Origin of the sequence: Escherichia coli DSM 30083 = JCM 1649 = ATCC 11775 (genome assembly GCF_003697165.2) — a bacterium.
GTDB lineage: Bacteria > Pseudomonadota > Gammaproteobacteria > Enterobacterales > Enterobacteriaceae > Escherichia > Escherichia coli.
In genome coordinates, this window is sequence record NZ_CP033092.2 from 1752889 (window position 1) to 1769942 (window position 17054).

General features: G+C 49.7%; 15 protein-coding genes and 1 pseudogene. 9 read left to right on the forward strand and 7 right to left on the reverse strand.

Annotation, left to right across the window (positions count from 1 at the left end):
- Positions 1-344: 344 nt before the first annotated feature.
- The 4 genes from lpxT to yeiP all read right to left on the reverse strand — a co-directional run bounded on the left by lpxT (position 345) and on the right by yeiP (position 4462).
- On the reverse strand, positions 345-1058 hold the full coding sequence (gene lpxT, locus EAS44_RS09415) for a Kdo(2)-lipid A phosphotransferase (protein WP_000594599.1): 714 nt from the start codon (positions 1056-1058) through the stop codon (positions 345-347).
- A gap of 38 nt (positions 1059-1096) precedes the next feature.
- Positions 1097-2083, reverse strand: a complete 987-nt coding sequence (gene yeiR / locus EAS44_RS09420; protein ID WP_000198797.1) for a zinc-binding GTPase YeiR — start codon at positions 2081-2083, stop codon at positions 1097-1099.
- A gap of 117 nt (positions 2084-2200) precedes the next feature.
- On the reverse strand, positions 2201-3667 hold the full coding sequence (gene yeiQ, locus EAS44_RS09425) for a mannitol dehydrogenase family protein (RefSeq protein ID WP_001332203.1): 1467 nt from the start codon (positions 3665-3667) through the stop codon (positions 2201-2203).
- 222 nt (positions 3668-3889) lie between these two features.
- On the reverse strand, positions 3890-4462 hold the full coding sequence (gene yeiP, locus EAS44_RS09430) for an elongation factor P-like protein YeiP (protein ID WP_001136827.1): 573 nt from the start codon (positions 4460-4462) through the stop codon (positions 3890-3892).
- Between the two features lie 154 nt (positions 4463-4616).
- Between yeiP and yeiW the strand changes: the two genes are divergently transcribed.
- Complete coding sequence (gene yeiW / locus EAS44_RS09435) at positions 4617-4871, forward strand: YkgJ family cysteine cluster protein (protein ID WP_000389030.1); 255 nt, start codon at positions 4617-4619, stop codon at positions 4869-4871.
- Here the strand turns inward: yeiW and setB are convergent.
- Positions 4868-6049, reverse strand: coding sequence for a sugar efflux transporter SetB (gene setB / locus EAS44_RS09440; RefSeq protein WP_000552001.1), 1182 nt, complete (start codon positions 6047-6049; stop codon positions 4868-4870). The two genes, yeiW and setB, sit on opposite strands and share 4 nt — an antisense overlap.
- 366 nt (positions 6050-6415) lie before the next feature.
- On the opposite strand from setB, the gene fruB reads away from it, so the two are divergent.
- The 6 genes from fruB (at position 6416) to psuT (ending at position 13859) form a co-directional block, all read left to right on the forward strand.
- Positions 6416-7546 (forward strand): fused PTS fructose transporter subunit IIA/HPr protein, encoded by a 1131-nt coding sequence (gene fruB, locus EAS44_RS09450; protein ID WP_000487249.1) that lies wholly within the window; start codon positions 6416-6418, stop codon positions 7544-7546.
- A complete protein-coding gene (gene fruK, locus EAS44_RS09455) occupies positions 7546-8484 on the forward strand; it encodes a 1-phosphofructokinase (protein WP_000091263.1) in 939 nt (312 codons plus the stop codon). The genes fruB and fruK overlap by 1 nt, the downstream gene beginning before the upstream one ends.
- Before the next feature lie 16 nt (positions 8485-8500).
- The gene (gene fruA, locus EAS44_RS09460; protein WP_000854450.1) at positions 8501-10192 is read left to right on the forward strand and encodes a PTS fructose transporter subunit IIBC; all 1692 of its coding nucleotides are present in this window, start codon (positions 8501-8503) and stop codon (positions 10190-10192) included.
- A 455-nt stretch (positions 10193-10647) separates the two neighbouring features.
- Complete coding sequence (psuK, locus tag EAS44_RS09465; protein ID WP_001207098.1) at positions 10648-11589, forward strand: pseudouridine kinase; 942 nt, start codon at positions 10648-10650, stop codon at positions 11587-11589.
- Complete coding sequence (gene psuG / locus EAS44_RS09470; RefSeq protein ID WP_001293151.1) at positions 11577-12515, forward strand: pseudouridine-5'-phosphate glycosidase; 939 nt, start codon at positions 11577-11579, stop codon at positions 12513-12515. The genes psuK and psuG overlap by 13 nt, the downstream gene beginning before the upstream one ends.
- A gap of 93 nt (positions 12516-12608) precedes the next feature.
- Entirely contained in the window at positions 12609-13859 is a 1251-nt protein-coding gene (gene psuT, locus EAS44_RS09475; RefSeq protein ID WP_000353883.1) for a NupC/NupG family nucleoside CNT transporter, read from the forward strand.
- 66 nt (positions 13860-13925) lie between these two features.
- On the opposite strand, the gene yeiL is transcribed toward psuT, so the two are convergent.
- Positions 13926-14624 carry a transcriptional regulator YeiL gene (gene yeiL, locus EAS44_RS09480; RefSeq protein WP_000658609.1) on the reverse strand — a complete coding sequence of 233 codons (699 nt, stop codon included), beginning with the start codon at positions 14622-14624 and terminating at the stop codon, positions 13926-13928.
- A 129-nt stretch (positions 14625-14753) separates the two neighbouring features.
- Between yeiL and rihB the strand changes: the two genes are divergently transcribed.
- Both rihB and EAS44_RS25860 read left to right on the forward strand, forming a co-directional pair.
- Entirely contained in the window at positions 14754-15695 is a 942-nt protein-coding gene (rihB, locus tag EAS44_RS09485; RefSeq protein ID WP_000415422.1) for a ribosylpyrimidine nucleosidase, read from the forward strand.
- A 99-nt stretch (positions 15696-15794) separates the two neighbouring features.
- A pseudogene (locus EAS44_RS25860) lies at positions 15795-15860 on the forward strand (hypothetical protein); the annotation flags it as partial.
- Positions 15861-15962: 102 nt separating this feature from the next.
- On the opposite strand, the gene EAS44_RS09490 reads toward EAS44_RS25860, so the two are convergent.
- On the reverse strand, positions 15963-17051 hold the full coding sequence (locus EAS44_RS09490; RefSeq protein ID WP_000999820.1) for a sugar kinase: 1089 nt from the start codon (positions 17049-17051) through the stop codon (positions 15963-15965).
- Positions 17052-17054: the final 3 nt, after the last annotated feature.

Below are 17054 nucleotides of genomic sequence, written 5' to 3' on the forward strand. Positions count from 1 at the left end.
ACTAATTACCTGGGCATGTTGAAACAATTCCTTAAGGCCAAATCTGTGGACTAACGCACAAAATTATATGCTGTGAGGATAATCTACCGCCGAGGCAAAACGAGTTCGAGATTACCCGATTGGTGCGGTCTTGGCGAGCGGTTTTACATGATTTTTTATAAGAAAAAGTGATACAGAAAGTTAATAAGCGGGATTGGTCAATTAAAGTACGATTGAGTGAAACGCATGCAATACATTCATTTACTTAGAGAATGATTTTTGCGTTCGATAGATGAAAGCACGGTGCGCATCATCAGGATTATCCTCACTATAAAAATAACCCTGATGATGTTAATTACTGTGAGTTATTTGTTTTGGAAATGTTTGTTTTTTCCCGGTAGTGATTTGTCAAAAAAGGTGATTAATCGATCACTTAATGGCGTCAGCAACACCCAGGGCAAACCGATCAATATCACGGTCATCGAACCAACAATGATGTCAGTAAACCAGTGTGCGCCAATCATTACTCTGGGAAATGCAAAAACCACAAAAATAATAAGGGCGATAAGGCCTGCAACTTTGCCGAAATAACGCCACATGAATGCCGAAAAAATAAGCAGCATCATACCGTGATCGCCGGGAAAGCTATCTCGTGAGGCATCTTTCGTGGGAACAGAGAGCAGTTCGCTGACGCGGTTAATATCGGTAAAAGTCAATGTTGGGCTGGCCCGTTTTACAGGAATTAATGCCTGACCCAGCTGGTTTAATACCACTGCAGTTAATAGCATGACCAGACCAATAATCACGATACGTCGTCTGCCAGGGGCGTTTTCTTTCAGCCAGAAACTCAGCATCAACATACCCATCGCCAGCAGTGAACAACCGTCGAAGGCGCGATTGTTGGTCAATGCAACCAGCCACAAAAAGGCCTTACTTTCGACCAGTTTCTGATTAAAGAAATAAAAAATATCCGCATCAATCGGCAACCAGAATCCATGATTAACGGGAATATACCAGGAAAGAAACAGCGCGAGGCCGACAATATTCAACAACACTATTTGCGGCAAATTTTTAATCATATTTTCTCTAATTATCTTACTGAAAAACGCAGGCAACCTTACGCGGGAGTCGCTAAACGAAGCTTCAACAGCGCGCTCTGCAAGGCATTCCAGTCAGCTTCGCTGCTGGAAATCAGCTCAATACGACTGTCCGGTGGCGCAACGTTTTGCGTTTCAATGTGCAGGTCATCGCCCTGACGGTTGATTCGCACCAGCCCTTCGGGAATACGCAGCACGCCTTTGACGCGTTCCACCGGTGCAAGTCGCGCCCATTCCAGAATACCAATGGTGTCGAATACCGTATCAGCGTCGAATATCCAGCCACAGGCCTGATGCCCTTGTCCGCTGTTCAGACTGCGACGCCAGCGTTGATGCTCTGGCAGGCTTAACGCTGCTAACCCTTTTTTCACGCTATGCTGATGAGAATGCGCGGCGCTGGCGGGCAACTCGGCTAAATTGCGACGCGGCAAATCCAGAAGATGACCGTCAATTTTTCCATGCTCGCTGTGAATTAATTGCCGATCGCCACCATTTTGCTGCCACCAGCGCTCTAGCGCTTGCTCACTTTCGGGCGTCGCACGGTCGGATTTATTGGCGACAATAATGTCTGCGGCAGCCAGTTGGTCACGGAAGTTTTCATTGCTGGCGCTTTTTTCGTCCAGCAACAGGCGTGGATCGAGAATGCACAACGTGGCGCGCAGATCTATCCACGGTTCATAGACGGGTGCGGTTAAGAGATCGAGGATCTGTTTCGGATGGCCCAGCCCGGTCGGCTCTATCAACAAGCGGTCTGGTTTTCCCTGACGCAGTAAGGTATTCAACCCTACCTGCATGGGTAAACCATTAACGCAGCACATGCAGCCGCCGGGGATCTCTTTCAACAGTGCGCCGCTATCGGCGAGCAAAGCACCATCAATTCCGACTTCCCCAAATTCATTAACCAGTACCGCCCATTTTTCGTTGGGATCTTTATGGGCTAACAGATGAAGAATCGACGTAGTTTTCCCGCTGCCGAGAAAACCGGTGATGAGGTTGGTTCTGGTCACAACGGCTCCGCAATACTCTGGTAAGTTAACTGAGCGTTAATCCTGGCTAAAAAAGGCAGAAAAGAGAAGGGGAGAGCGGACGAAGGCGAGCTTCATCCGCTTTAACCGCAGAAATCGTTAAATTTTGAGGGTGTTTAATAGCGCCTGATGCGCGCCGAATTGTGCGATTTGTTGCCAGGCTTGTTCGATGGCCTGCACAAAATGCGGGTTATCTGGCAGATCATCACCGAAAATTTCACGCAGGGAAAGCAGGGCGGTTACGCGTTGTTCACTGCTGCTGACCGCAACAAGTTCACGAATTTTATCGCTAAGCGGATCGCGAACATCAATGGCATTTCCGGCATCATCAACGCCGCTGACGTAACGCATCCAGCCTGCAACGCCTAATGCCAGCAACGACCAGTCCGTTTCGCGCCCCAGATGTATGCGAATACCTGCCAGCATGCGTTGCGGTAATTTTTGGCTGCCATCCATCGCGATTTGCCAGGTCTTATGTTTCAGTGCCGGATTAGCAAAACGTGCAATTAACTTATCCGCATATTGTGTTAAATCGACATCTTTAATCCGCAGTGTCGGCGCTTGCTCATCCAGCATTAATGTTCTGGCGGCATGGCGAAATGCGCGATCCTGCATGCAATCACTGATATGGGCGAATCCTGAGAGGTAACCCAGATAAGCGAGAAAAGAGTGGCTGCCATTAAGCATACGCAGTTTCATCTCTTCCCATGGCAGGACATCATTCACCATTTGTACACCTGCGACTTCCCAGGCAGGACGCCCAGCGACGAAGTTATCTTCAACCACCCACTGGATAAACGGTTCGCAGCTAATCGCGCAGGGATCATTCACCCCCAGATGCTGGCTTATTTCCGCCAGTGATTCGTTGGTTGCAGCCGGAACAATGCGGTCGACCATAGTTCCCGGAAAACTGACGTGTTCTTTTATCCACCCGGCGAGTTCTGGCGAACGTTTTTCTGCCATTCCCAGCACCGCGTTTTTCACCACATGGCCATTGTCGGGAATATTGTCGCAGGAGAGCACGGTAAACGGTGTAAGGCCGCGCTCACGGCGGCGTTTCAGTGCTTCGACGAGAATACCTGGCGCGGAGTGAGGTTCTTCAGGGTTTTGTAGATCGTGAATAATACGCGGATTGCTGGTGTCGAGTGCACCGATGGCCGGGTCAATACAATAGCCTTTTTCGGTAATTGTCAGGGAAACAATTGCCACCTGTGGCTCGCAAAATTTCTCAATAATTGCCGCTAAGGAATCCAGTTTTGCATTCAGACATTCGTGAACGGCACCGACAATTATCGCCTGATTGCCGTCCGCACCTTTCTCCAGCACGGTATATAAATGGTTCTGTGCGCGGAGTTGGCTCATCAGTTGATCGCCGCTGAACAAGCTGATTTCACAGATCCCCCAGTCGCCGCCCTGGGCATTCAGCACACGATCGGTCAGTAATGCCTGATGTGCGCGGTGAAAGGCTCCAAAGCCAAAATGAACGATACGTGATTGCAACTGCTGTCGATCGTAGCGTGGAGCGTGTACATGATGCGGGAGCGTAACGGAGGCGATTGTATTCATAGGAGTCACGTCTTAGTAACGATTAATTAACAATGACAGTGTAAAGTTATATGACAACAATTGAAATTGGTCTGGATTGTTAATGCGATGAAGTGTGAGGGCGATCAATCAACGAGTGAAAATTGCGGGCGTAAGGTGTTCAGGAAGCGCAAAATAGAAGATTGGTATAATAAATTAAAAAAGGGACAGCCTGAGCTATCCCTTTTCTGCATGCGGCTGAAGTTAGTCAGCACGACCCATATAACGGCGTTCTTCGATATGGATACGAATTTTTTCGCCCGGGCTTAAGTATTCTGGTACCTGAATCACCAGACCAGTGCTCAATGTCGCCGGTTTGTTACGGGCGCTGGCAGATGCCCCTTTGATGCCTGGTGCAGTTTCAACGATTTCCAGATCAACGGTCTGCGGCAGCTCAAGCGCCAGCAATTGACCGTCCCAGGTCAGCACCTGCATGTCCGGCATGCCGCCCTCAGGCATAAACAGCAACTCTTCTTCAATCTGATCTTTGGTGAAGGTATACGGGGTATAGTCTTCTTTATCCATAAAGACATATTCGTTGCCATCGACATAGGAGAAGTCAACGTAACGGCGGGTCAGCGTCACGGTGTCAACGATATCATCACCTTTGAAACGCTCTTCTACTTTCAGCCCGGTACGGACATCAGAAAAACGCATTTTGTACAGCGTAGCGGCACCGCGGGCAGTGGGCGACTGAATATCAATGTCCTTAACCAGCAGCAGTTTGCCGTTGTAATTCAGTACCATACCTTTTTTAATTTCGTTCGCTCTTGGCATCGAAAAATTCCTGTAGTCGAAAATGTCAAAAATATCGCGACAAAGTACTCGCGACGGGCCTTTCGGGCAAGTGGTATTCGCACTTTTGCTGGTGCAAAAAAGGTGGTACTGTGCGCGCTCATCAATCCGGTGGTTAACCTTAAGAGAACAACGTATGGAATGCCGTCCGGGTTGCGGGGCGTGTTGCACTGCCCCTTCAATTTCCAGCCCTATTCCCGGTATGCCAGATGGCAAGCCCGCCAATACGCCCTGCATTCAGCTTGATGAACAGCAACGCTGTAAAATTTTCACCTCGCCACTGCGACCGAAAGTCTGTGCAGGCTTACAAGCCAGCGCTGAAATGTGCGGTAACTCGCGTCAGCAGGCAATGACCTGGCTTATCGATCTGGAAATGCTGACCGCGCCTTAAACATCTTTAATTCGCAGTAAGCAAAACAGAGTAGCGATAATCATCACCATCGCAAACCAGAACACAGCGTGATAATTCCAGATCTCGGCGACGATGCCCGCCACTGATCCTGCGATGATCCAGCCCACGCGCGACGTGTTGGTATAGAGCGTGGTGGCTGAACCTGCCTGACCGGGCATCAAATCCTGAAAATAGAGCATCCCGATGCCGCCCAGAATGCCAATAAAAATAGCATTTAGCAGCTGCAAGCCCAACAGAATGACAGGTGAATGCGCCATCAGCATTCCTGCGTAAAAACAGACGCCACCCACGGCAGCAACGCGCATTAAGAAGCGCTTACCCAGACGTTTGGCAAAATATCCGGCGATCAACATGGTCGGGATTTCCAGCCCTGCGGCGGTCCCCATCATCACACCGGCCAGTTTCTCGGGAAGATGCAGTTCGTTGATAATAAATAGCGGCATGTTGATGATGTACAGGCTGTTCGAGCCCCACATCAATGTACAAATGACAAACAGCAGCAACGTATCGCGACGGTTACGGCGCGGCGCTTCAACCGTGCCGGTCGCCAGCGGAAGCTCTTTTTGCATCGACGGCAAAAACAGCCACACCATCACGCCGCAAACAATAAACGCTACCGCTGCGCTCAGATACATTACCGTAAAGCTGAAACCCATCGCTAAGGCATAAGCCAGCGGTGGGCCAATGACCCATGCCAGTGAAACCTGAGCGCGTAAAAAAGAGCTGAACATCACCGCCTCACGTCCGGTTTTGTCAGCATGTTCACGGGCAAGGGCAAACATTTGCGGGTTAGCGGTTGAGCCAAAGCTGCTAAGAAAGACGCCAACGAATAGCAAAACAAAGTAGTTGCGATTCCAGGCAAAAAGGGTGCAGGCCAGCACGCCTAACAGGCAGCAAAAGACAATCAGCGATTTGCGATCGCCGCGCTTATCAGAGCGCCCGGCGAGAAACTGACTCACCAGAATCCCAATGACAGCGCTGCCGGTAAAGAAGAATCCCACCATCGCCGGACGGGCATGTACTTCATCAGTAAGAAAAATACTGAGTGTCGGGGTTTGCAGAGCGCCCGCAATACCGGTGAGAAAGGCAACGATTAAAAACGCCGTCGAGGTCAGGTCAAACGATTTCGCGCTGGTGACTGCGGGGGAGTTATGCATGCTGGTCGATCACTGGAAGAGGAAGACGCGGAGTTTACGCTGCTTGTCAGAAAATAAACAGACAGCGAAATCAAAAGCGCCACGAATAATCAAAATGCCATTTCACTGTTGCTGATTGGCTGCTGACGCTGCTGAAATGAAATTGCTGATAACGGATTTTCCCATCAGCAATTAGGAAAAATGACAAAAAATTGTGCAGCACATCAAACTTTTGCTCATAACTTTACGGCTTTCCTTGCGTGCTGAAACAAAAGTATTATGCTTTCTTGAAACGTTTCAGCGCGATCTTGTCTTTAACCCTAAGCCAGGTTGGCGCTTTTTTCTCATAGAAGCTGAATCGTTTCAATTCAGCAAGAGAGGAGAACTATGTTCCAGTTATCCGTACAGGACATCCATCCGGGCGAAAAGGCCGGAGACAAAGAAGAGGCGATTCGCCAGGTCGCTGCGGCGCTGGTGCAGGCCGGTAATGTAGCTGAAGGCTACGTCAATGGCATGCTGGCGCGCGAACAGCAAACCTCAACGTTCCTCGGCAATGGTATTGCTATTCCACACGGCACTACCGACACCCGCGATCAGGTGCTGAAAACCGGCGTTCAGGTATTTCAGTTCCCGGAAGGCGTCACCTGGGGTGACGGCCAGGTAGCGTACGTGGCGATCGGTATTGCTGCCAGCTCGGATGAACATCTGGGCCTGCTACGCCAGCTGACCCACGTACTGAGCGATGATTCCGTTGCTGAACAACTGAAGTCAGCAACAACAGCAGAAGAACTTCGCGCATTGCTGATGGGCGAAAAGCAGAGTGAGCAGCTGAAGCTCGACAACGAAATGCTGACGTTGGATATCGTCGCCAGCGATCTGCTGACTCTTCAGGCGCTGAACGCTGCGCGTCTGAAAGAGGCGGGGGCAGTTGACGCCACTTTCGTCACCAAAGCCATCAATGAACAACCGCTGAACCTCGGGCAGGGTATCTGGCTGAGCGATAGCGCCGAAGGCAATCTGCGTAGCGCGATTGCGGTAAGCCGTGCGGCAAATGCTTTTGATGTGGACGGCGAAACGGCAGCCATGCTGGTGAGTGTGGCGATGAATGACGATCAGCCCATCGCGGTTCTTAAGCGTCTCGCTGATTTGTTGCTCGATAATAAAGCTGACCGCTTGCTGAAAGCGGATGCGGCAACGTTGCTGACGCTGCTGACCAGCGATGATGCGCCGACCGACGACGTGTTAAGCGCGGAGTTTGTGGTGCGCAATGAACACGGCCTGCATGCTCGTCCAGGTACCATGCTGGTCAATACCATTAAACAATTTAACAGTGATATTACCGTGACAAACCTTGATGGCACCGGCAAACCGGCAAACGGACGTAGTCTGATGAAAGTTGTGGCACTTGGCGTTAAGAAAGGTCATCGCCTACGCTTTACCGCCCAGGGTGCAGATGCTGAACAGGCGCTGAAAGCCATTGGCGACGCTATCGCTGCTGGTCTTGGGGAGGGCGCATAATGAGTAGACGTGTTGCTACGATCACCCTTAATCCGGCTTATGACCTTGTTGGTTTCTGCCCGGAAATTGAACGCGGCGAAGTGAACCTGGTGAAAACCACCGGTCTGCATGCGGCGGGTAAAGGCATCAACGTGGCCAAAGTATTAAAAGACCTGGGAATTGATGTCACCGTTGGCGGCTTCCTGGGTAAAGACAATCAGGATGGTTTTCAGCAACTGTTCAGCGAGCTGGGCATTGCCAACCGTTTCCAGGTTGTACAGGGGCGCACCCGAATTAACGTTAAGCTGACGGAAAAAGACGGCGAAGTGACCGACTTCAACTTCTCGGGTTTTGAAGTCACCCCCGCCGACTGGGAACGCTTTGTGACTGATTCTCTGAGCTGGCTCGGTCAGTTCGATATGGTCTGTGTCAGCGGAAGCTTACCGTCAGGCGTCAGCCCGGAAGCGTTCACCGACTGGATGACTCGCCTGCGTAGTCAGTGTCCTTGCATTATCTTTGATAGTAGCCGTGAAGCGTTAGTAGCAGGTTTGAAAGCGGCACCGTGGCTGGTGAAACCTAACCGCCGCGAGCTGGAAATCTGGGCAGGCCGTAAACTGCCTGAAATGAAAGATGTGATTGAAGCTGCGCATGCGCTGCGTGAACAAGGCATCGCGCATGTTGTTATTTCACTGGGTGCCGAAGGCGCGCTTTGGGTTAATGCCTCCGGCGAATGGATCGCCAAACCACCGTCAGTCGATGTCGTAAGCACCGTTGGCGCAGGGGATTCTATGGTTGGTGGCCTGATTTATGGCTTGCTGATGCGTGAATCCAGTGAACACACACTGCGTCTGGCGACAGCTGTTGCAGCCCTGGCGGTAAGTCAAAGCAATGTGGGTATTACCGATCGTCCGCAGTTGGCCGCAATGATGGCGCGCGTCGACTTACAACCTTTTAACTGACAGCAGGAGAGGCATAATGAAAACGCTGCTGATTATTGACGCTAATCTCGGTCAGGCACGCGCCTATATGGCGAAGACCCTGCTGGGCGCGGCGGCGCGAAAAGCAAAACTGGAAATCATCGACAATCCGAACGACGCAGAAATGGCGATTGTTCTCGGTGATTCCATCCCGAATGACAGCGCGCTGAACGGTAAAAATGTCTGGCTGGGTGATATTTCCCGGGCAGTTGCGCACCCTGAGCTGTTCCTGAGTGAAGCCAAAGGCCATGCGAAACCTTACACTGCGCCGGTCGCTGCGACAGCACCGGTTGCTGCCAGCGGTCCGAAACGCGTAGTTGCGGTGACTGCTTGCCCGACTGGCGTAGCACACACCTTTATGGCGGCTGAAGCCATTGAAACCGAAGCGAAAAAACGTGGCTGGTGGGTGAAAGTTGAAACCCGTGGTTCTGTTGGCGCGGGCAATGCAATCACCCCTGAAGAAGTCGCAGCAGCGGATCTGGTGATTGTGGCGGCAGATATCGAAGTGGATCTGGCGAAATTTGCTGGTAAACCGATGTATCGCACCTCTACCGGTCTGGCGCTGAAGAAAACTGCGCAGGAACTGGATAAAGCGGTTGCTGAAGCAACGCCGTATGAACCGGCGGGCAAAACTCAAACAGCGACCACTGAAGGTAAGAAAGAGAGTGCAGGTGCTTACCGTCACTTGCTGACGGGCGTCTCTTACATGCTGCCGATGGTTGTTGCAGGTGGTCTGTGTATCGCGCTTTCTTTTGCTTTTGGTATCGAAGCGTTTAAAGAGCCGGGTACGTTGGCAGCGGCGCTGATGCAGATTGGTGGTGGTTCAGCCTTTGCGCTGATGGTGCCGGTACTGGCAGGTTATATTGCCTTCTCCATTGCCGATCGTCCGGGTCTCACGCCGGGTCTGATTGGCGGTATGCTGGCGGTTAGCACCGGTTCTGGCTTCATTGGTGGTATTATTGCGGGCTTCCTGGCGGGTTACATTGCGAAGTTAATCAGTACGCAACTGAAACTGCCACAGAGTATGGAGGCACTGAAACCGATCCTGATCATTCCGCTAATTTCCAGTCTGGTGGTCGGTCTGGCGATGATCTACCTAATCGGTAAACCGGTTGCTGGCATTCTCGATGGGTTGACTCACTGGCTGCAGACCATGGGGACTGCGAATGCGGTTCTGCTGGGGGCGATCCTCGGTGGCATGATGTGTACTGACATGGGCGGTCCGGTAAACAAAGCAGCGTACGCATTCGGTGTGGGTCTGCTGAGTACTCAAACCTATGGCCCGATGGCGGCGATTATGGCGGCAGGTATGGTGCCACCGCTGGCAATGGGTCTGGCAACAATGGTGGCGCGTCGCAAATTCGACAAAGCGCAGCAGGAAGGTGGCAAAGCCGCTCTGGTACTTGGTCTGTGCTTTATTTCGGAAGGTGCAATTCCGTTTGCTGCTCGTGATCCGATGCGTGTGCTACCGTGCTGTATCGTTGGTGGGGCGCTGACTGGCGCAATCTCAATGGCGATTGGTGCGAAACTGATGGCACCACACGGTGGTCTGTTTGTTCTGCTGATCCCTGGCGCTATTACGCCGGTATTGGGTTACCTGGTAGCAATTATTGCCGGTACGCTGGTGGCGGGTTTGGCCTATGCCTTCCTCAAACGCCCGGAAACACAAATAGTAGAAAAAAACGCATAATTTCTCTTCATCATCGGGGCTGAGACATCTCTGCCCCGATGATGACAAACGCAAAATTGCCTGATGCGCTATGCTTATCAGACCTACATGAACCCTGCAATATATTGAATTTTTGCGCTTTTGTAGGTCGGATAAGGCGTTTACGCCACATCCAGCATGAACAAAGCGCGCGTTGTCAACAATCTGAGGGCAGAAACATCTCTGCCCTTTTTCTTGCCTGCCATATTGTGTGTTACACATCACAACTTTCTCTTTTGTTGCTGCATAAATAGACAAACTTTGTGACCGCCTTCATATCTGGCCGATTTCGTTTTTTCTGATCGATTTACATTACGTTAAACATGCTTATTATGAACATGTGTTTAAATCTGAACACGTGCTCTAATAGTCTTATTGACTGTAATGACTATTTTACCCAATTTCTTCGTTGGCAATTTATTGCCAGGGGGCGTGCTATGCGCGAAAAGGACTACATAGTAATTATTGGCTCGGCGAATATTGATGTGGCTGGGTATTCACATCATCCATTGAATTATGCGGATTCGAATCCCGGAAAAATTAAATTTACCCCAGGTGGCGTGGGAAGGAATATCGCTCATAATCTGGCGTTACTGGGGAAAAATGCCTGGCTTTTAAGTGCAGTAGGTGGTGATTTTTATGGGCAATCATTACTGGCGCAAACTAATCAATCCGGTGTTTATGTCGATAAATGCTTAATTGTTCCGGGTGAGAATACATCCAGCTATTTATCACTGCTCGATAATACAGGAGAAATGCTTGTCGCGATAAATGATATGAGTATTAGTGACTGTATTTCTGCAGAATTTCTTGCCCAGCATCAGGAGTTTATTCGCGGTGCAAAGGTTATTGTCGCGGATTGCAACCTTAGTGAAGAGGCGCTGGTCTGGGTTCTGGAAAATAGCGGGGAAACGCCTGTATTTATTGATCCGGTATCGGCATGGAAATGCGTCAAAATCCGCGATCATCTGAGCAAAATCCATACGTTAAAACCTAACCGTCTTGAAGCCGAAACGTTGAGCGGAATTGCACTTTCCGGACGTGAAGATGTCGCAAAGGTCGCCGCCTGGTTTCATCAACACGGCCTGAACCGCCTGGTGCTTAGCATGGGAGGGGATGGCGTTTACTACAGTGATATCAACGGTGAAAGTGGGTGGTCGGCCCCTATTAAAACGAATGTCATCAATGTTACTGGGGCAGGCGACGCCATGATGGCGGGGCTGGCCTCCTGTTGGGTAGACGGTATGCCGTTTATCGATTCTGTTCGATTTGCGCAGGGATGTTCGTCAATGGCACTTGCCTGTGAATATACCAACAACCCTGAATTATCAATTGCCAATGTTACATCGTTAGTGGAGAACACAGAATGTCTGAATTAACTCTGTCCCCTGAATTATTACAAATATCCGCTGAAGTACAGGATGCTTTAAAAAATAAAAAATCGGTTGTTGCGCTGGAATCGACCATAATTTCTCACGGAATGCCATTCCCACAAAATGCCCAAACCGCAATTGAAGTAGAAGAAACAATTCGTAAACAGGGCGCAGTACCAGCCACTATCGCCATTATTGGCGGTGTGATGAAAGTGGGCTTAAGTAAAGAAGAAATCGAATTGCTGGGCCGTGAAGGACATAACGTGACGAAAGTTAGTCGTCGTGATTTACCTTTTGTCGTTGCTGCAGGGAAAAATGGCGCGACTACCGTTGCATCAACCATGATTATTGCAGCACTGGCTGGGATTAAAGTTTTTGCAACCGGAGGTATTGGTGGTGTGCATCGCGGAGCGGAACATACCTTCGATATTTCTGCCGATTTACAGGAACTGGCAAATACCAATGTCACTGTTGTTTGTGCGGGGGCAAAATCTATTCTCGATTTAGGATTAACAACAGAATATTTAGAAACCTTCGGTGTACCGTTAATTGGTTATCAGACAAAAGCGCTGCCTGCGTTTTTCTGCCGAACCAGCCCATTTGATGTCAGCATTCGTCTCGACAGTGCCCGCGAAATTGCTCGCGCGATGGCAGTGAAGTGGCAAACCGGTTTGAACGGCGGCCTGGTGGTAGCGAACCCGATCCCGGAACAGTTTGCGATGCCAGAAGAAACCATCAATGCAGCAATTGATCAAGCCGTTGCTGAAGCCGAAGAACAGGGTGTTATTGGGAAAGAGAGTACACCGTTCCTGCTGGCGCGTGTTGCGGAGCTAACCGGCGGTGATAGCCTGAAATCCAATATTCAACTGGTCTTTAATAACGCCATTCTGGCGAGCGAAATTGCCAAAGAATATCAGCGTCTCGTGGGTTAATTTCTGGTGGGCAGAAAGCCGTCGCCCGTACTCATCAAACATACCAAAACCTGGCGCTGACGCCGGGTTTACTGGCATGAAGGGAAAATCATTATGGATATAATGAGAAGTGTTGTGGGGATGGTGGTGTTACTGGCAATAGCATTTCTGTTGTCGGTAAATAAAAAGAGCATCAGCTTGCGCACGGTTGGGGCTGCGCTGCTGCTGCAAATTGCCATTGGTGGCATCATGCTCTATTTTCCCCCGGGAAAATGGGCAGTAGAGCAGGCGGCATTAGGCGTCCATAAAGTGATGTCCTACAGTGACGCAGGAAGTGCCTTTATTTTTGGTTCGCTGGTCGGTCCCAAAATGGATGTTCTGTTTGACGGTGCGGGCTTTATCTTCGCCTTTCGCGTACTCCCGGCGATTATTTTCGTTACCGCGCTTATCAGCTTGCTGTACTACATTGGCGTAATGGGGCTGCTGATTCGTATTCTTGGCAGTATTTTTCAGAAAGCCCTCAACATCAGCAAAATCGAATCTTTTGTCGCAGTCACCACTATTTTCCTCGGGCAAAATGAGATCCCGGCGATCGTGAAACCTTTTATTGATCGCATGAATCGCAACGAGCTATTTACGGCTATTTGTAGCGGCATGGCGTCTATTGCGGGTTCGATGATGATTGGCTATGCCGGAATGGGCGTGCCGATTGACTATTTGTTAGCCGCTTCGCTGATGGCTATTCCTGGCGGTATCCTGTTTGCACGTATTCTTAGTCCGGCGACGGAACCTTCGCAAGTTACGTTTGAAAATCTGTCGTTTAGCGAAACACCGCCAAAAAGCATTATTGAAGCTGCGGCGAACGGTGCAATGACTGGGCTGAAAATCGCCGCCGGTGTGGCGACGGTGGTAATGGCATTTGTGGCGATCATTGCGCTGATCAACGGCATTATTGGTGGAGTTGGCGGCTGGTTTGGTTTTGCCAATGTCTCTCTGGAAAGCATTTTCGGCTATGTGCTGGCCCCGTTGGCATGGATTATGGGGGTGGACTGGAGTGATGCAAATCTTGCCGGAAGTTTGATTGGGCAGAAACTGGCGATTAATGAGTTTGTTGCTTATCTCAATTTCTCGCCCTATCTGCAAACGAGCGGCACGCTGGATGTCAAGACCATTGCCATTATCTCGTTCGCCCTCTGTGGGTTTGCAAACTTTGGTTCTATCGGTGTTGTCGTTGGAGCGTTTTCGGCTATTTCGCCAAAACGCGCGCCGGAAATCGCCCAGCTTGGTTTACGGGCGCTGGCGGCGGCGACGCTTTCCAACCTGATGAGCGCGACCATTGCCGGGTTCTTTATTGGTTTAGCTTGAGTTTCATTGCCGGATGTACGCCTTATTAAGCGTTGCATCCGGCAATCGCACTATTGCCAATAATTTTTACTGCATCATCCCGGAGAATTTATTCTCCGGGTACATCTTCAGCGCCAGTCCTGACAACTGCTTTCTGTTTTTAATGAGATACCCTTTCTTGCTTTTAATTAATAAACCGTCATTAATGAATTGCGCAAGAACATATAAAAGATGTCGATAAGAAACGCCTAAATACTCTGCCGCTTGCGTATGCTTTTCGTGATAAAGATCACCTTCCTGCGAGAGTAATATAAAAGCTGCCAGGCGATTCACTAACGGAAATGATTGATTCTGAGTTAAAGAAACAATATTACGATAATTTTTATGACTTAAGGTGACGCAGAGTTTTCGTAAAAATAGCGTGTCGTTTAATAACAACGGGCGGTAATGCTTCATAGGGAGCGCAAGGCACCAACACTCTTCAATAGCCTGCACTGCACGCGGTTCATGGTCTTTGTCGATTAACTCAATCTCGCCAATAAAACAGGGCGCGGCAAAGAAATCGATTAGCGACACGCGACCATTAGCAAGCGTGACGTAAAGCCTGGCGCGGCCTCGCGTCAGGTAAAACAGCCAGGACGGCTGTTGCCCTTCCTGCACAATGTAGTCACGCGCTAAAAAATGAAACAGCCGCGTATCGGCTGAAACATCCGTTGAAAAGCAATCCTTAAACGCAGATTCACTCATCAATTGCTGCTTAAGATCATTATTGTGGATTTCTTTCACGATGTTTATCCGCTATGAGATTTCTCATATTTAGCATACGTACGCTGTTGTTAAGATTCAATCATCGGCCAGGTCGAATTTTCTTTGCTGTAGAAACAATAACGCAACTGGAAACAGAGGAAATAAACAATGGAAAAGAGAAAAATTATTCTGGATTGTGATCCGGGTCATGATGATGCTATTGCTATAATGATGGCGGCGAAACATCCGGCGATTGATTTATTAGGTATCACCATTGTAGCGGGTAATCAAACCCTCGATAAAACATTAATTAATGGCCTGAATGTTTGCCAGAAACTGGAGATTAATGTTCCGGTTTATGCGGGGATGCCGCAGCCCATTATGCGTCAACAAATTGTTGCCGATAATATTCACGGTGAAACCGGACTGGATGGCCCGGTATTCGAGCCGCTGACCCGCCAGGCAGAAAACACTCATGCGGTGAAATATATCATCGATACCCTTATGGCAAGCGATGGCGATATCACTCTGGTGCCGGTTGGTCCGTTGTCAAACATCGCGGTGGCAATGCGTATGCAACCCGCGATCCTGCCGAAAATCCGTGAAATTGTTCTGATGGGCGGTGCTTATGGTACTGGCAACTTCACCCCATCTGCTGAGTTCAACATCTTTGCTGACCCGGAGGCCGCACGCGTGGTGTTCACCTCCGGCGTTCCATTAGTGATGATGGGCCTCGATCTTACCAACCAGACCGTTTGCACCCCGGATGTGATTGCTCGGATGGAAAGGGCTGGCGGCCCTGCCGGAGAGCTGTTCAGCGACATCATGAACTTCACTCTCAAAACGCAGTTCGAAAACTACGGCCTGGCTGGCGGCCCGGTACATGACGCCACCTGTATCGGTTATCTGATTAACCCCGATGGCATTAAAACCCAGGAGATGTACGTCGAAGTGGACGTCAACAGTGGCCCTTGTTACGGGCGTACCGTCTGCGACGAGCTGGGCGTTCTTGGCAAGCCCGCCAATACAAAAGTCGGCATCACTATTGATACCGACTGGTTCTGGGGATTAGTCGAAGAGTGCGTACGCGGCTACATAAAAACCCATTAAGTGTTGATAACAAGCCGGGTCAGTATCGCAAGATGCAGGCCCGGCTATTTATGATGGGCAGAGAGCCGTCGCCCAAAATGACATGAAGAGATAATAACTATGGATGTCATGAGAAGTGTTCTGGGAATGGTGGTATTACTGGCTATTGCGTTTTTGCTGTCAGTAACCTGATGAGTGCTACTATTGCAGGATTCTTTATTGGTTTAGCGTAGTGCGCAATTTATGAGCCGGATAAGATGCGGTCAAGCGTCGAATCCGGCAACATTGTTACACCATTGGCACTAATGAAAGCGCGTTATCGGCAGACAGGGTAGGGTTGTTTAAGCTGCCGCTGGCGCGCGAAATTGCCGCGCAGGCCATCGCAAAACGGGCGCTGTCGCGGAAACTGTATCCTTCAAGAAAGCTATATACCAGGCCCGCCATAAAACCATCGTCAGCACCAAAACTGTCTACTGTCGTATGCGCTGGCGCGGTCAGCAAAAATTGTTCTCCATCCTTATCGCTGCAAAATACAGATTCATCTTTCAGATAAACAAAAATGCGTTTAACACCTTGTTGATGCAGCGAATTTACAGCTCTGATGCGATTGTTGTCGTCTTTAATCGGTTGCCCCCACAAAATTTCCAGTTCATTTTGTGTTGGTTTCAGAGTGTGGATCCGGCTGTACCAGTTTTTTACTTTGTTCGCTTTAAATTCGGAAACGGTATCGACAAACATCGGAATTTCATCAGCAATGGTAAAGACCCACTCCAGGGCTTCAGGTGTGAGATTACAATCAGCCAGCACCACACCAGCATGGCGAATCAAGTCCCGTGAAGTATTGAGCAGTTGAGGCGTTAGCTGTTGCAGAATATGTGTGTCATTGATTGCCAGGATAGTTTCTTCCTGCTTATTAGCGATAGCGAGATAAGTTGCAGTGCTGTGTCCATGCAGACGAATGCAGTTTGAAACGTTCACGCCCGCGCGGCGCGTTTCTTCCAGTAATGTCTCGCCGTAAAAATCGTTGCCAATAGCTGATATTAAATGCACATCCCGACCAAGCAGAGCCAGGTTATGCGCGATATTACGTCCGACGCCGCCTGCGGAACAGTGAACAGAACCTGGATGAGAGGCTGCTTGCGGGTAACGGATATCCGCCATTCCGCGAATATCCATATTGATTGCACCCACAACCACACAGTAATCCTGCTCGGTAAGGATATATCCTTTGCCTTTAATCAAACCCTTGCGCATCAAATCCATAATATGAGCGGCAACACGTGAGCGGCTGATTTGCAGAATATCGGCGATTTCATTCTGTTGAATCAGCGGGTTACGCCGTAAAATTTTAAGAATCTGCTTTTCCCTGTCGTTCATCGA

What these genes read in the sequence shown, in the direction of transcription:
- yeiQ (WP_001332203.1), bottom strand. Translation starts at nt 3,667, where the DNA reads ATGAATACAATCGCCTCCGTTACGCTCCCGCATCATGTACACGCTCCA.
- psuG (WP_001293151.1), top strand. Translation starts at nt 11,577, where the DNA reads ATGTCTGAATTAACTCTGTCCCCTGAATTATTACAAATATCCGCTGAA.
- EAS44_RS09490 (WP_000999820.1), bottom strand. Translation starts at nt 17,051, where the DNA reads ATGAACGACAGGGAAAAGCAGATTCTTAAAATTTTACGGCGTAACCCG.
- rihB (WP_000415422.1), top strand. Translation starts at nt 14,754, where the DNA reads ATGGAAAAGAGAAAAATTATTCTGGATTGTGATCCGGGTCATGATGAT.
- lpxT (WP_000594599.1), bottom strand. Translation starts at nt 1,058, where the DNA reads ATGATTAAAAATTTGCCGCAAATAGTGTTGTTGAATATTGTCGGCCTC.
- fruA (WP_000854450.1), top strand. Translation starts at nt 8,501, where the DNA reads ATGAAAACGCTGCTGATTATTGACGCTAATCTCGGTCAGGCACGCGCC.
- yeiP (WP_001136827.1), bottom strand. Translation starts at nt 4,462, where the DNA reads ATGCCAAGAGCGAACGAAATTAAAAAAGGTATGGTACTGAATTACAAC.
- psuK (WP_001207098.1), top strand. Translation starts at nt 10,648, where the DNA reads ATGCGCGAAAAGGACTACATAGTAATTATTGGCTCGGCGAATATTGAT.
- yeiW (WP_000389030.1), top strand. Translation starts at nt 4,617, where the DNA reads ATGGAATGCCGTCCGGGTTGCGGGGCGTGTTGCACTGCCCCTTCAATT.
- psuT (WP_000353883.1), top strand. Translation starts at nt 12,609, where the DNA reads ATGGATATAATGAGAAGTGTTGTGGGGATGGTGGTGTTACTGGCAATA.
- fruB (WP_000487249.1), top strand. Translation starts at nt 6,416, where the DNA reads ATGTTCCAGTTATCCGTACAGGACATCCATCCGGGCGAAAAGGCCGGA.
- setB (WP_000552001.1), bottom strand. Translation starts at nt 6,049, where the DNA reads ATGCATAACTCCCCCGCAGTCACCAGCGCGAAATCGTTTGACCTGACC.
- fruK (WP_000091263.1), top strand. Translation starts at nt 7,546, where the DNA reads ATGAGTAGACGTGTTGCTACGATCACCCTTAATCCGGCTTATGACCTT.